The 15,233-nt window shown below is 53.4% G+C and carries 9 protein-coding genes; 7 read left to right on the top strand and 2 right to left on the bottom strand.

The genetic code is table 11. The features are described 5' to 3' along the window. Genes IPN28_12750 through IPN28_12735 form a run of 4 tightly spaced genes read left to right on the top strand, consistent with a single transcriptional unit; the run spans position 1 to position 5,827 of the window. Complete coding sequence (locus IPN28_12750; protein ID QQS57103.1) at positions 1 to 1,662, top strand: hypothetical protein; 1,662 nt, start codon at positions 1 to 3, stop codon at positions 1,660 to 1,662. Further along, the gene (locus IPN28_12745; GenBank protein ID QQS57102.1) at positions 1,635 to 3,266 is read left to right on the top strand and encodes a right-handed parallel beta-helix repeat-containing protein; all 1,632 of its coding nucleotides are present in this window, start codon (positions 1,635 to 1,637) and stop codon (positions 3,264 to 3,266) included. The genes IPN28_12750 and IPN28_12745 overlap by 28 nt, the downstream gene beginning before the upstream one ends. Positions 3,267 to 3,271: 5 nt before the next feature. Then, positions 3,272 to 4,345 (top strand): hypothetical protein, encoded by a 1,074-nt coding sequence (locus IPN28_12740; protein QQS57101.1) that lies wholly within the window; start codon positions 3,272 to 3,274, stop codon positions 4,343 to 4,345. A 24-nt stretch (positions 4,346 to 4,369) separates the two neighbouring features. Beyond that, on the top strand, positions 4,370 to 5,827 hold the full coding sequence (locus IPN28_12735; GenBank protein ID QQS57100.1) for a hypothetical protein: 1,458 nt from the start codon (positions 4,370 to 4,372) through the stop codon (positions 5,825 to 5,827). A 15-nt stretch (positions 5,828 to 5,842) separates the two neighbouring features. Here IPN28_12735 and IPN28_12730 read toward each other — a convergent pair whose 3' ends face one another. Continuing rightward, the gene (locus tag IPN28_12730; protein QQS57099.1) at positions 5,843 to 6,973 is read right to left on the bottom strand and encodes an alginate lyase family protein; all 1,131 of its coding nucleotides are present in this window, start codon (positions 6,971 to 6,973) and stop codon (positions 5,843 to 5,845) included. A gap of 422 nt (positions 6,974 to 7,395) precedes the next feature. Between IPN28_12730 and IPN28_12725 the strand changes: the two genes are divergently transcribed. Further along, positions 7,396 to 11,895, top strand: a complete 4,500-nt coding sequence (locus tag IPN28_12725; GenBank protein QQS57098.1) for a tandem-95 repeat protein — start codon at positions 7,396 to 7,398, stop codon at positions 11,893 to 11,895. A 70-nt stretch (positions 11,896 to 11,965) separates the two neighbouring features. Further along, on the top strand, positions 11,966 to 13,378 hold the full coding sequence (locus IPN28_12720) for a hypothetical protein (protein QQS57097.1): 1,413 nt from the start codon (positions 11,966 to 11,968) through the stop codon (positions 13,376 to 13,378). 81 nt (positions 13,379 to 13,459) lie between these two features. Here IPN28_12720 and IPN28_12715 read toward each other — a convergent pair whose 3' ends face one another. Beyond that, entirely contained in the window at positions 13,460 to 13,948 is a 489-nt protein-coding gene (locus IPN28_12715) for a phosphomannose isomerase type II C-terminal cupin domain (GenBank protein ID QQS57096.1), read from the bottom strand. 236 nt (positions 13,949 to 14,184) lie between these two features. Here IPN28_12715 and IPN28_12710 point away from each other — a divergent pair, with 236 nt between their 5' ends. Then, complete coding sequence (locus tag IPN28_12710; GenBank protein ID QQS57095.1) at positions 14,185 to 15,228, top strand: alginate biosynthesis protein Alg44; 1,044 nt, start codon at positions 14,185 to 14,187, stop codon at positions 15,226 to 15,228. Positions 15,229 to 15,233 lie beyond the last annotated feature (5 nt).

Genomic DNA, 15,233 nt, shown 5'->3' with positions numbered 1-15,233 from the left:
ATGACAAGCACGGCTGGAAACATGAATCACAGGCTTACGCGGGCGCTCCTTTTGGGGGCGTTCGCCGCCGTTTTCTGTTCCGGCCTGTTTTCTATGCCTGCTATCGCCGAAGGCGAGCGCGATGAGGCCGGACAACTGGCTCCCGGCGCCAAGATGACGGATGAGGAGCGCCGCATCGCCATCGAGCAGCAGAAGCTGCCTTATCCCGATCTGGCGTTCTGCAGCCAGCAGCTCAAGGACGAGACGCTTTACCGCGGCGGAGACCGTGTGATGCGTGTCATCTATCCCGGCAAGAGCGGCTGGCTGTTCCGTTCGCTGGATTTCCGCACCGATTTTACCATGTCCGATCCGATCCTTGTTTATATGAAGCGGCTGAACGAGACGCTCAAGAAACGGGGCATCGACCTTTATGTCATGCTGCAGCCGCCGCGTGCGGTGCTGGCGACCGATCATATCGACCCGAAGGAAATGCCGGAAGGCTATTCCGCTTCAGAAGGGCAGCGCGGGTATCAGGCGCTGGTCTCCAAGCTTCAGAGTTTGGGTATCAATATCAAAGATTTGTCCAACCCGCCGGGGGATTTTGAATATTTCTTCAAGGGCGACCCGCACTGGCGGCGGGAGGGATCCAAGTGGACGGCTGACCAAATGGCCGAAATGATTCTCAAGAATCCGCTGTTCAAGGATAAGAAGAAGGAAGAATTTTCGAACGAGATCACGTGGTGGCTGGAGAGCGAGAAGGGCGAGTTCGACGAATTCGTCGAGAAAATCTGCAAGGTCATCATCCCGCCCGAGCGCCGCCCGATGTGGGCAACGACCGCGCTTAGCGATGTTACGGATGCCTCCGCTCTTTTCGGTGATGTGACGTATCCCGACATTGCCATCGTGGGGACGAGTAATACCGCCCACGAGGAAGACTTTAACTTTGTCGGTTCGTTGAAGCTGGCGCTTAAGTCCGATATTCGCAATCGCGCACTGTCCGCCGGAGGTTTCGGCGGAGCGGGGGTTGTGTTTTTTGCCAGTGACGAGTTTCAGGATCATCCCCCGAAAATCCTGATCTGGGAGTTTCTCTCGCACCATACGTTCGAGGATGCTCCGGCGTTCCGGCAGATGCTGCCCGCGCTGAATGGCGCGTGCAAGACCGAGCAGGCGGTGGTTACCGCCGAGCTTGATTTCAAGGCGCCTGCGCCGCTGCAAGCCCCTGTTGATCCGGCAGCTATTCCTGTGGCCGCTCCGGTCGATCCGGCGACGGGCCAGCCCGTTCCGGCTGTGACAACGGAGGCTGTTGCGGTTAAGCCTGCTCCCCTCGCGGAATACGGCCCGTTCCTTCCCACGAAGCGGAAGCCAAAAAATATCGCTCCTATGAAGGAAATCCGGTTTTTCGAGGCTCTCGATACGCAGAATATCATGGCCAAAGGCCATTACCTTTATCTGGAAGTCACGGCTCCCGAGAGCCGCCTGGTGAAGATCGGCGTTCTTTACGATAACGGCGAGGCGGAGGAGATTGATGTCTCGCGGTCTCTGCGGGCGCAGAATAACGGAAAGTATTATTTGGAGTTCGATCAGAATTATCCGGGGAAAGTCATCATGGTTCAGGCCGCGACCGACAAGCCCGATGGGCATCTTAAGGCACAGATATGCAAGTACAACGACGCCAGTTTATAGATATTCCCGCCCGCGAGGAACGGCGCACCCTTCCCGAGCTTCTCAGGGATGCGTTTTATGTTGTGATCGCTTTGTCGATCATCGGGTATTTCGGTTATAAGTATTCGAGCAAGCTTAAGCTGTTCAATGATCGGTTGAATGTCACGGTCGCGCCGTTCGATCCGGCCACGGTCAAGCCTCCGGTTCTACCCGATCTGGCGCCTTTCACGACCGAAAACATTATCAAGAAAATCCGTCCGCCCGCGCCGGGGAAGATCGTCGTGAACGATATGACGGCCTATCCCGAATTCTCGGAGTTTATGGAGGACGATGCGCCGCGCCGCCTGCGGCTGTTGCAGCATCGGATCAACCCGCAGGCGATTGTGATCGAGTCCGGGCATTATACCCTGACGCAGCTTTATGAGGAGATCCACAAAGACGATCCCGAGAGCAAGATGATCGTGAAGCTTGAGGGGAATAAATATCTCCTGCGGATGCCCTTGGGCGTCCTGATCGGGGCCAGCCTGGTCATCAGCGATCAGGATACGCCCGAGTTGCTGCTTTCCAAGCAGGCGAATGCATTCCTTGTGAATGGCGGGGATATGTTCATCATCAAGACCACGGTCAAGGGATGGGACGAAGTCAAGAACGCGCCGACCAAATATATTGATAAAGTGGATTACAGACCCTTCATCACCTCGTGGGGCGGCGGAGGGCTTTATATCGCCAGCAGCCGGATCGAATCCCTCGGGTATCTTAAGGGGAAATCCTACGGGGTCAGCTACTCTGCCTGCACATCTTGCCTGAAGGTCAATCCGTTCCTCCCCCATGCGACCGGTGCGAACGTGGACAGCTATTTCACCGATATGTTCTACGGGTTCTATTCCTACGAAGCCTATGACGTGGCCATCGTCAACAATGTCTATGAAGACAACGTGATCTATGCGATCGACCCGCACGACCGTTCGCGGCGGTTGATTATCGCCAATAACAAGACGTTCGGTACGCACTACAAGCACGGGATTATCGTCTCCCGCGAGGTCAATGACAGCTGGATTTTCGGCAACCATACGCATCACAACAAAGGGTCCGGGATCATGATCGACCGACTCAGCCGCAATAATGTGATCGCGAACAACCTGTCGGAAGATAATGAGCAGGACGGGCTGACCTATTTCGAAAGTCAGGATAATATTAGCTGGGGCAATATCTTCCGGAACAACAAACGGAACGGGATTCTGGCGCGGAACAGCTGGAACATCAAATCCTACAACGACGACATTCTGATGAATGGCGGGGTGGCGGTCGAGGCCTACTCGGTCAATCTTGTCGGTAAGGAACTGCACCGGGATTTCGAGCTAGACCCGTTTACGCAAAAGGCCGACATCGCCCTCTATGGTGCCAAGATCAAGACTAATGGCAGCGCGGTCTTTAAATTCGTCGATACGGATTATCTTGATTTGTCGAACGTGGATATCTCTTCCGGGGCGTCGTTGTTTCCCCCCGCTTTTGTCTATGACAGCGGACTGATCTACGAGAAAATCAAAAATCCGAAAGTGTCGGTGCGTGTGGAAACTGGGTTTAAATCTACTGATACAGTGAAGTTTCCCACTAAATTCGAGTAACGCTTATGATCTCTAAAAATTTCTCCGCCTTGTTCCTCCTTGTTTTCATGGGCGCATCGCTGGCGCTGTGCGGCGTTTATATGAACGCGACACTCAAGGGAGTCGAGCGGCCGACGTTTCAGTCCATCTGGGTGGGAACCTGGGCGCCTGCCTTTGAGAAGGCTCTGGGGGAGGCGTTACCGATTTCCGTTCCTGCCCGTAATTTCTGGGGCTCCGCGGAATATGATTTGTTTAATGAGGGACGCAAGGGAGTCATCGTCGGAGCGGACGGGTGGCTGTTCACCGATGAGGAATTCAGTTGCCTTCCCAAGGCTGACGCGCATATGGCGACCAATCTGGATTATATCAAGAGCGTTCATCAGACCCTGAAAGCCAAGAACATTGCTCTTGTCGCGGCCATCATCCCCGCCAAGGTTAGGGTCTATAAGGAGCATATGGGCGTCCAAGCCGTTCCGGCTTGCCGTGAGGGAGTTTATGCCCTGACCGTCGAGACCCTAACGCAGGCCGGGATCGATACTGTGAGCCTTTTGCCTGTCTTTGAGAAGGCGGCGAACAAAGACTCGCTTTTTCTGAAGACCGATACGCACTGGACGCCCGAAGGGGCGCGTCTGGCGGCACAGGATATCACGGCTTATCTGAAGGGGAAGTTCACTTCGCTTCCGGCCAAGAGCTTTGCAACGAAAGCCGGGGAGGGACAGGAGCATAAAGGCGACCTGCTTCGGTACACGCCGGGGGTCGAGATTGAAAAAATCCCTCACGATGTGTTGAATCAATACACGACCGAGCAGGTCCAGGATGCCGCCCAGACGGATGCGGCGAGCAGCCTTTTCGGTGACGATGTTCCCCTCGCGGCTCTTGTCGGCACAAGTTACAGTGCAAATCCCCTCTGGAATTTTCCCGGCTTCTTGAAAGAAGGGCTGAATAGCGATATTCTGGATGCGTCGGACGAAGGGTTAGGGCCGTTCACCGTCATGGAAAAATATCTTAACGGCGACAGCTATAAAAACGCTGCGCCCGTGGTTGTTGTCTGGGAAATCCCGGAGCGCTACATGACCACGAAGCCTGAGTACAAGCATTAAACTTTAGCAGCACGATGGGAGATCATGATGAGAAAGTTCGGTCTGGTTCTTCTGCTCATATGTTTTGGCACCGTTTTAACGGGTTCTATTGGATTTAAAAGTCTTGCCTATGCCGAGGGCGCCAAAGTCAAAGCGACTGCAAAAGGTGACGAAAAAAAATCCGAGGAAAAGGCCGATAAGGAGCCGGAGGAAAAAGGAAAATACGGCGATCCCACGACCTGCGCCGCGCTTCTGGACGATAAATCCTATACCGGGGATTTCGAGCAGTTCAAGTATATGGTCGCGGGACGGGATTCATGGGTTTTCCGTTCGCGTCAGGATTTGAAAGCAAAATTCGATGTCACGCCGGCGGATGTGGCGATGCATCAGGAACTGACCTCGATCCTTAAAGGGAAAGGGATCGATTTCGTAATGGCCTATATTCCCACACGCGGGATGCTGGCTTCGCAGTTTTTGCTGCGCCAGACTCCGCACGATAAAAGTTATGACGTCGCTGCGGCGATTGCCAGCTATGACACTTCGATCAAAACTTTGCGCGAGGGCGGCGTTCATATCGTCGGAGACTCCCATCCGGCCGCGCCGAATTTGTATTTCAACCATGCCGACCAGCACTGGACGACGATCGGTTCCCACTCCATGGCCAAGGCTGTGGCAACTTATATAAAAGCGCGGATTCCTGTAGCCTCGCAGCTTCCGGTGCAAGCCTATACGACAACCGAGGGCAGCAAGATTTCCTATGACGGGCGGTTCGGTGAGTTTATCAAAAGGCCGTGCAAGTTCCGGCCGCCGTATGAGTCCGATGTCACCGTCGATACCAAACCTGCGGGGCAGGCGGGAAGTGCGGAGGCTCTGCTTGCCGATCCGAAGATGGCGTCGGTTGTTTTGGTGGGTACGAGCAACAGCAAGCGGGATGAGTTCAACAGCAATTTCGACGGATACCTTAAGCAGGAACTGTCCCTGGATGTTTATAATGCGGCTATTCCCGGTGGCGGCATGGATGACTCTCTGCTCAATTATCTGGTTTCGCCCGAGTTCAAGAAGACGCCGCCGAAAATCCTGATCTGGGAGATTCCCGGCTATTACGATCTGGGCGGGGCGGCGATGTCGCAGACGCTCAAACAGGCCGTTGCCTCGGTCGCCGGTATTTGCGATGCTCCGCTGGTTTCATTTCCCAAGACCAAAGTCGTGGGCAAAAAGCTCAAGATTTTTGAAAAACTTAAGGACAAGAAAATCCTTGCCAATAATGCTTATATCGTTCTGCAGTTCGACGAGCCGGTGAAGACCGACTTCACCATGTCAGTGAAGACCAGCGATGGAAAGGTCGAGAAGTACGAGTTCGAGCAGAGGAAGGCCGGGGATGGGCGTGTCTGGTATTACTTTCCTAAAAAAGAGGGGGAGCTTACCCTTCTGGAGGCAACGCTGAGTGTGAAGGCGGGGATTGCGGACAAGATGCTGCAAGCCAAGCTGTGCCCGCTGCAATGACCACTCATCCGCTTTCTATTTTTTGTCCGCGCCGTATAAGAGGGTTGCATCGCCTCCGACCCGGCTGTGTTTTACAGGCCGGAATTTCTCCAGCCATTTGAGAGCCTCGGGATCGCCAGAGTCATTATAGTAAGGTTCCAGCCATGACAGGTTGGAACTGGTGATTGTCCGCTCAAGATTCTGTTTTTCCCCGGTCAGTTTTTCGAAGTACGCCTGATTGTCTAGGTTCTCGATAATCACTCGCGCCAGCCGTTTGAGGGCTTCATCGTTTTCCTTGAACAGGTCGATGCCGTTTTTCTGTGCGAGGGAAGCGGTCATCATCAGGGGGATCGCCGCGTAGTGGTGGTAATTGTAAGCCTTCGCGCCGCGGGCGAGTTCGAGGGGCAAGGTGCCGTCCTTTTGAATCTGGCGAATTCCGATGCGGGCGCTTTCTATGCCCCAGTCGAACAGCTTTTTGTCATCAAGCACAACCGCGGCGGTTATGACGCCCCATCCGGCCCAGTACATATGGTTGTTGCGGCGCGAGGTGATTTTTGGGTTTTGTGAAAAATCCTCGACGACCCGTTCCGCCAGAAGTCTGATCCAGTGCTCTACACTCTGTTTGTCTTCTTTCGTGAGTTCCTGGCTGTCGCGGACTTGCAGATAGGAGAGCGCGATGGAGGAGAGCGCCCACTTGCGGACGAATTCGCCCATGCGGTTGGATTCCCCGAGCATCGCCTCTTCGGAGGCCCAGAGATTTAACCAGTTTACCACGCACCGTGCGATGGCCGGGTCTGCCGTTTTGGACAGAACGTAGGCATTTGCGTTTCTGCCCAGTCCGGTTTCCAGATCATGGATGTCCTTTGTCGCCTTTTTGTATTTCTTTAATTCTTCGGGATCGACAATGGAGGCGTTTTCCGAATCCGGATCGTACATGGAGTTGAAGTGAAGATCGCGGATGGGCAGCGGCGCGGGGCGGCATTTGAATTTTTTTGAGGGTTTTACAGATTTTTCCGCCCTTATGGATGCGACATCGAAGGGTGGGATAAGATGCCTTTTTAACACCTGCGGAGCCTTTTCATTTCTCGCCACGCACGAGGACTGGCTGAGGGTTATCATGCTGGCCGCGCAGATCAGGAACAGAACGGGTAAATAGAGTTTCCGCATACATTTTTGCATAAAGGGTGGCTTCACAGACGGGCCGCATCCTATGGTCTTCTTCAGGGTGAGTCAAATAGCTAAGTATTAGGATAATACTCCTATTTTTGTTCTCTTTTTGTCCCTTATTTCGGGTTTAGCATTTCTATATATACGTACCCTCTCATTAAATTGACAATTTGCCGAACTTTCACTATTTTGCGTTTCTGGGAAATCCTTGTGATTCGCCTTGTTTGCACTTGGTAGGATAGTTTATTTGTCTATCTGTTCTGAGGGTAAAAGATGCAGTCCACATAAATCTATTGTTTGTATCATTATGAAAAATATGATAAGTGATCTTCCTCGGTCCAAAAAGCTGCGACGGGTGGCGGCTTAAGAAATATTATAACGGTTTGTTTTAAAAACAAAATACTGAGAAAGCTGAGTAAAATATGACTCTCGTTCTGAAATCCACATGGTGGGATAATCTTGCGGCACAATTTGGTTTTACAAATGATGGGTCTACGACCATCGACTCCGATGTCCTTCTGGAGACGTTAGAGGATTTTGTTGTTCTTAATCTTTCGCAACTGACCTCCACGACTTTTCTGGCGGGGTTTGCCAGTGTTGTGCAGCCAAGCGCCAGCAAGAAAAACGAGTCCAGCTCTCTGGTTCCGGTCAATGTGGCGGGGGACGTCGTTCTCGGGTTTGGCGGTTATGATTATCTCGCGGGCACGTCGAGCGACAATATCCTTCATGGCGGTGTGGGGAACGATTTCTTCAATCCCGGCGCGGGCATTGATTTCGTGGTCGGCGGGGATTACGGGACGCCCGCCTATGAACGGGACACGGTCGGCTATATGCTGGCAACAAGCGGGATTGTCGTCGAGATGACGGATGGCGGTATTCCGCCGGTCACGGGTCTCCTGCCCAATCAGGATGTCTACAGTTTTTCCTACGCAGACTGGGTCGATCCCGCCATTATCAAGATTTCCGAATTCGAAGTCGGGCCGAACGGCGATATCGTCGATGTTTCGGCCTTGCTCACCGCTGTCGGTTATACGGGCAGCAATGCCGTTGCTGATGGATATATCAAGTTTTCTACCTCCAGCGATGGCCTCAAGATTCAGTTCGATCCCGATGGAAACGCCGGGTCGCAATCGGGCAAGGAGCTTGTGCGGATTCTCGATCAGACGATTTCCACTTTCTCTGTTACCGATAACCTGCGGACCGTTCCTTTCCCGCCTGTCACAGGGGATGAAAATTTCCTGACGTATGTGTCCAACGACGGGTTCGGTTCGTATGACATCCTTTATTCGGTCGAGAATATTATCGGCTCCAATCATGATGACGTTATCCATGGTCATACGGTTCTGGCGAACGTCCTGATCGGCGGGGCCGGAAACGACTCGCTTTACGGCGAGGGTGGCTATGACAAGCTTGTCGGCGGCGAGGGGCTTGATAATGTGTATGGCGGCGACGGGCTTGATACTCTGATTATCGGCAAGGGCGGCGACAACGCCTATGGCGGCAACGATGCCGACCTTTTCAAATTCGATATCACCATCGGCACAAACATCTCTGCCAACACTGCCCATATCTGGGATTTCCAGGTCGGGGCGGGCGGCGATAAAATCGACGTGTCTGAAATTCTGAGCGCCGCTGGATACGCGGGCAATGATGCGATTGCAGACGGCTATGTCCAGATCGTACAATCCGGTTCGGATACGCACGTCAATATCGATATCGACGGCGCCGGAGTTTTGACGGCTCAGACGCTGGCCGTTCTTCATGGTATTCAGGCCAATCAGGTTTCTGTCACTGATAATCTTCAAACCGATGCGCCGACGACCCTGTTCGTCTCCATCCTCGGGCAGTCGAACGCTGAAGGCCTGCGTGTGTTTGGGGAGGATTCCGAGTCCGCTGTCACGCGTATCAAGGGCGGTCTTGATGCCGGAACCGACTATGACAATATCTCCATGACATTCCGCGACGAGTACGGCACGATCGTCATGCCCGCCATCGGCTCGACCCGCGTTAACGGCGATTACGGCGGAAAGGCTAGCGACAGCTGGTGGTTCCCGTCGACGAACCAGCCGGGTGAAATTCTTATCCGAACCGTTCAAATGATGGCTGTTCAACTGGCGGCTGCTCGCGCTGCGGGTGTGGTCAAGCCTATCGTCATCTGGGGGCAGGGCGAAGGCGATTGCGTTTTCATCGGCGGTCAAACCACCGAGGCGGCACGTTTGGCCGCGCAGGAGGTTTACAAGAACGCGACGCTCTCCGTTTTCGATTATATCAAATCCCAACTGGGCAGTGACATTGAGTTCTATGTCATGGAAACCGGCCGTTATATCCAGCAGGCCGCTCTCAATGCGGGCGTTTCTCAGGCTACGATCGACAGAACCATGACCGGGCTTCCGTATATCCGTGCCGCGCAGGAAGATATGGCTCTGGACCGGACCGATGTTCATCTGGCCGTCAAGTACACCGATCTGCCGATGAACTACGAAGTCGATCCTCTGGCGACGACGGATTACTGGCATTTCCATCCTGAAACCCGCGAGATCATCGGCGACCGCGTCGCCGATTTCATCATGCTGGAGCAGGGGTATGATCATGTGCTGGATAATCCCGGTGATTATCCGCTTTATATGCTGGACGATCTTCAGCTCAAGAATGTTGCGGGCATGACCGTGAATGGCAACGGCAACAATAATATTGTTGTCGGGACGCTGGGCAACGATATTCTGACGGGCGGCCTCGGCAACGATGCGCTTTACGGCGGGGCCGGGACGGATGAAGCCCATTATCAGGGCATTTATGCCGATTATACCCTGACGCAGGGGACTTATCTGACGGTCGTCGATAACGTCTGGTCCGACGGGACGGATACGCTCATACAGGTCGAGCGGGCCGTGTTTTCCGACGGTATCTATGAAAACGGGGTGTTTACGCCCTTCGGCGGTAATAACGCTCCGATCGCCCAGGACGATGTCTTTGTCGGTGTTGAAGATACAAACATTACGGGCAATCTTCTGGTCGATAACGGCAATGGCCCGGATACCGACCCGGACAGTGATCCGCTGTCTGTGGTGCCGGGGACTTTTGCGACGGCCAACGGCTCGGTGACTATTCTGGCGAACGGCGACTTTACCTATACGCCCAATGCCGGGTACTTTGGACCTGACACATTTAATTATACGCTTCAGGACGGGCGTGGCGGGGGAGACCTCGGTACGGTCAACCTGACGGTTAATCAGGCTCCGAATGGTCCGCCTGTGGCTCAGGATGACGTTTTCAGCGGTAATCAGGATACATTGCTTACGGGTAATCTGCTGGCGAATAACGGCAACGGGCCGGACACCGATCCTGACAACGATCCGCTGTCGGTTACACCCGCTACGTTCACGACGTCGCACGGGCAGGTTGTCATCTTTGCAAACGGAGACTTTACCTATATGCCGAGTGCGGGTTACTTCGGTCCGGAAATGTTTTTCTATACCGTTCTGGACGGTCAGGGCCACAGCGATACCGGCAGGGTCGATATTACGATCAATCAGGTTTTGCCAAACGATCCGCCTGTAGCGCAGGACGACGCGTTTACGGGCAACCAGAACACCAATATTCTGGGTAATCTGCTGGTCAATAACGGCAACGGGCCGGACAGCGACCCGGACAGCGATCCGCTGTCGGTTACGCCGGGGACGTTTGCGACGGCCAACGGCTCGGTTACTATTCTGGCCAACGGCGACTTTACCTATACGCCGAACGCGGGATATTTCGGGACGGATACGTTCGATTATACTCTGCTGGATGGGCGGGGCGGCGATGATATCGGAACTGTTAACCTCACCATCAACGAGGTTCTTAATAACGAACCGATCGCGCAGGACGATGCGTTTACGGGCAGCCTGAACACCAACGTTACGGGCAATCTGCTGGTCAATAACGGCAACGGGCCAGATACGGACCCGGACAGCGATCCGCTGTCGGTGACGCCGGGGACGTTTGCGACGGCCAATGGTTCGGTTACTATTCTGGCCAACGGCGACTTTACCTATACGCCGAACGCGGGATATTTCGGGACGGATACGTTCGATTATACTCTGCTGGATGGGCGGGGCGGCGATGATATCGGCACGGTCAACCTGACGATTACCAACGAGGACGATACGTTCACGGCCACAGCTCCCGCTGAGAATTTCAATGGCGGGGCCGGAAACGATACCGTCACCTATATCAACTCGACGGCGGCGGTGGTGATCGACCTGCTGAACAACACGTCTACGGGCGGGTTTGCAGCGGGGGACACGTTTGTTTCCATCGAAAACCTCATCGGATCAAATCTTGTCGCACTTAAGGACACTCTTAAGGGCAATGACGGGGTGAACAGCCTTTATGGTCTGGTCGGCGATGATAACCTTTACGGCAACGGCGGGGATGACAATCTCTATGGCGGAGATGGTCTGGATATCCTGAGCGGCGATAACGGCAACGATAATCTCTACGGCGATGCCGGGAATGATACGCTTAAGGGCCGGGACGGCGATGACAGTCTTTATGGCGGGGAGGGTAACGACTATCTTGAAGGCGGTAACAACAACGACACGCTTTACGGAGGGGCGGGGGCTGATACGCTCAAAGGCAGCGCCGGGGTCGATACGTTCGTCTTCCAGTCTATGGCCGATGCCGGAGACACGATTCAGGACTTCAACCGCACGGCGGGTGAAAAAGTGGATATTTCCGACATTCTTTCAGGGATTTACGATCCGTTGACCGAGGCGATTACGGACTTCGTCCAGATCGTCGATAGCGGCCTGAATTCGGTTCTGTCCATCGATATCACCGGAACGGCGACCAACTTCGTCCAGGTCGCGACCATCCTGAACGTTACGGGCTTGACGGATGAGCAAGCACTCGTTAATAACGGTACGCTTATAGTCGTATAAATTTTATATTAGTTATGAAAAATTATGCTATAAGACGCCTCAGGGCGTCTTTAGTTCTTGGAGAGAGATCATGAATTACAAGTTTGCACGTTTTTTTCTGTTATCATTCACGGTTCTGGCTGGTTTTACGCCCTTTGCTGCCCGCGCCGAGGAAAAGGTTATCGAACTTTGCCCCAAACTTGCCGAGGAAGACACTTATAAGGATCAGAAAGACTTCAAATGGATGGTTGCCGGTAAGGATGGGTGGATTTTCCGCACCGATTATGATCTCAAGCAGGATGAGTACGAGTTGTCCGACTGGGCGTCCGGCTCTTTCAAGCGGCTGAATGAGGTTCTCGGCAAGCGCGGCACGACTTTGGTGGTTTCCATCAACCCTACGCGGGGACTGGTCGGGCATCCTGCTCTTTTGCCGCCCTATGACAAGGACTACGACCTTAAGAAGGCGCAGGCCGGGTATGAGAAGCTGATCGATATGTTTTCCGAAACCGGGATTATCACGGCCAACAGCAAGGATGCGGGCTCGGTTTCCGGGTTCTTCCTGAAGCGCGATAATCACTGGACCGCTATCGGGGCCAAATATATGGCGCAGAAGGTTGCGGATGCCGTCAAGGCGAACCCTGTCTACGCTTCCCTCAAAAAGGCTGAGTTCGTGACGACTGAGTCACCCGCCGAGGAGGGCAAGCAGGCCAATGATAATTTTCTTGAGTTTGTCGAGGAGACCTGCGGCAAAATGCCTGAACCGGAAACCATCAAGACGATTTACACCACCAGCCGTAAAGACACCGGGGACGCCGCGCAGGCTTTGCTCGGCGAGCAGGCGGAGGCTCCCGAGGTCGTTCTTTGGGGGACCAGCAACAGTACCGAGCCGGAGCCTTCCCACGCTAATTTTGCGGGATTTTTGAAGGAATACCTCTCAGCGGACGTTAATAATGCCTCCGTGCAGGGGGGGTCGATCCGCGGAGCCATCGGCAGCTATGTCCTGACCGGACAATATGCGACCCAGAAGCCCAAGGTCGCGCTCTGGGAGCTTTCGGCGCATTACGGGCTGGATCAGGACGAGTTGTTCCGCGAGATGATCCCGGCCATCTACGGGGATTGCAGCGAAGATGAGGCTATTGCGGTTGCGTCCGGGCAGTTGGAAGCCGATCAGGAGGGGACGGTCCTTCTCAAGGATCTGGCCGCGAAATCTATCTTCTCGCGCAATTATTTCGTTTCCCTTGAGCTTGAGAACAAGGATATCCGTGAAATCGCCATTCATTTCGCGCATGACGGCGACAAGAAGGACAAAGTCAAGCTGGAGCGGTCGGTACGGAACTTCCCCGAAAATCCAGGCAAATTCTACTCCGAACTTCATTACAATATCGACAAACCGTTGAAGGAAGTCCGCCTGCAAGCCGAAGCCAAGGGCGGCGCCTACAAGGCCAAAATTTGCAAGATGGACTTGGCTTTGCCTGTGAAGGCCGAGGATGCGGTCACGGATTAGAGCCTGTTTCTGATCACAGCAAAATTAAAGGGGCGTATCCTTGTAAGATACGCCCCTTTTAAATTCGTGTCTCCTGGATTATCAGGCTGCTTTCCCGATTTCGCTCAGAACGAGATTGAAGAGTACTACGCTGGCGGCAGATTTGCTGTCCAGATCGGCGCCGGCGCGGCCGTACATATCCACGTAGCGGATAATGTCGTCTTCGCTGCACAGACCCAGCTGTTTTTCATAAACAACACAAGGCTTGTTGCTGCCGTTGGCCATGCAATGGATCGCCCGCAGGGGGATCACGATGCTTTCGCCTTCTTTCAGGTCGTAGCGCTCACCGTCCAGTACGACGATCAGCTCACCTTCCAGAACGGTCCACTTCTCTCCACGAAAATTGTGGGATTGAAGAGACAGAATCTGTCCGGGATTTACCGTAATTTCCTTTTCGCAGAATTCCTGACCGGTCTGGTCAATTCCTGCGCCAATGACTTTAAAGTGGCCCCAAGGGCGGGTTCCTACTTCTCCAACATAATAGCTACTAAGATTACTCTCCAGTGCTACTCTAGCTAACGCATTACTCATTACTCGTCCGTCCTAAAGTTAATATTTTCTTAACTAATATTTGAATGATGAGAGGTATACACGGTTCCCTGTAAAATTCCCATAAAAAAATAGTGCGTTGCAAAATTTTTTGCCGGGTGTTGCAAAAATCTTGTATTTCGATCCGGTTTGAATTATTATCCGCAACCGCAAGCTGATATTTTGTATAAAAAAAGGCTTCTAAACTATTGATTTTTAACGCGGAGTGCGTGTTTATTATGGGTAATAACAGTTTAAATATCGTTCATGAGTCCGAGGCTCAGCGCCAGTTCGTGAGGCTTCCTGTCCCGGCAAAAGCGGGTTTTGACGGCCAGTCTTACGCCGTTAAGGATTTATCGTCCGGCGGGATCGCTTTGCTCAATGTCACGAAGGCTGTTAGAGAGGGTGAAACTTTGAAAATCAGCCTTTTTCTGCCGTTCAGCACCTTTTCGATGATGATCGATCTGGAGGCCAGAGTTGTGTATCAACTTGCCGCGGAAAAGACGGTTGGGTTGCAGTTTACCGGATTATCGCCGGATCAGGTTTCTCTTTTGAATCATGTCGTTAAGTCGTTTATGGCCGGGGAAATCGTGCGCTCCGGTGACTTGCTGAATGTTGCAGCGCGGGATAATTTCACCAAAATGCGCCCCCGGAAGACGGGAGACGGTCAGCCTGTGGTCAGCCTTTCTCGCCAGATTCCCGGATTGCTTTTGATTACGGCCCTGGGTCTTGCGGCTTTGGCCTTTATCCTGAACAATATTTACGAGAACGTCTTTATCTTCAAAACCAGCAACGCCTCGGTTCAAGCGGCCCAGATTCAGGTCCGGTCCATTGAGCGGGGTATTCTGACCTCCAAGATCGAGCCGGGTCAGACGACCGTCAAGGACCGTCAGGAAATCGGCATGATCAATGAGAATGACATCAAGAGCCCCTGCGATTGCATCATCACGAAAGTTCACCGCAGCAGCGGGGAGTTTGTGGTTGAGGGTGAGCCGATCGTTTCGCTCGTTGCCGCCAACAGCGTTCCCTGGATTGCCGTGACGGTTAAGCCCGAAGAGGCGAGGAAACTGAATCTGGGCATGAAAGCCAGAATCAACGTGGCCGGATCGAATGCAGAACTGACGGGTAAGGTGGACTCGATCAAGACGGATACGGGCGAGTGGGCGACTAACCCGCTTCTGGCTGGTTCCTCCAACCAAATCGTGGTCGTCGTCAAGCCGGATGCAAAAATTCCGTCCGACCTGATCAACCGGCCTGCACAGGTGGTCTTCCAGTTACGATAAAATTG

The organism is Alphaproteobacteria bacterium (assembly GCA_016699735.1).
Lineage (GTDB): Bacteria > Pseudomonadota > Alphaproteobacteria > Micavibrionales > Micavibrionaceae > JAGNKE01.
Note: the sequence above shows the minus strand (reverse complement) of the source record. Positions and strands in the feature narration are given on the sequence as shown.

Coding starts and splice junctions, on each gene's coding strand:
- IPN28_12720 (QQS57097.1), top strand. CDS start 11,966: ATGAATTACAAGTTTGCACGTTTTTTTCTGTTATCATTCACGGTTCTG.
- IPN28_12710 (QQS57095.1), top strand. CDS start 14,185: ATGGGTAATAACAGTTTAAATATCGTTCATGAGTCCGAGGCTCAGCGC.
- IPN28_12745 (QQS57102.1), top strand. CDS start 1,635: ATGCAAGTACAACGACGCCAGTTTATAGATATTCCCGCCCGCGAGGAA.
- IPN28_12735 (QQS57100.1), top strand. CDS start 4,370: ATGATGAGAAAGTTCGGTCTGGTTCTTCTGCTCATATGTTTTGGCACC.
- IPN28_12740 (QQS57101.1), top strand. CDS start 3,272: ATGATCTCTAAAAATTTCTCCGCCTTGTTCCTCCTTGTTTTCATGGGC.
- IPN28_12725 (QQS57098.1), top strand. CDS start 7,396: ATGACTCTCGTTCTGAAATCCACATGGTGGGATAATCTTGCGGCACAA.
- IPN28_12730 (QQS57099.1), bottom strand. CDS start 6,973: ATGCGGAAACTCTATTTACCCGTTCTGTTCCTGATCTGCGCGGCCAGC.
- IPN28_12715 (QQS57096.1), bottom strand. CDS start 13,948: ATGAGTAATGCGTTAGCTAGAGTAGCACTGGAGAGTAATCTTAGTAGC.
- IPN28_12750 (QQS57103.1), top strand. CDS start 1: ATGACAAGCACGGCTGGAAACATGAATCACAGGCTTACGCGGGCGCTC.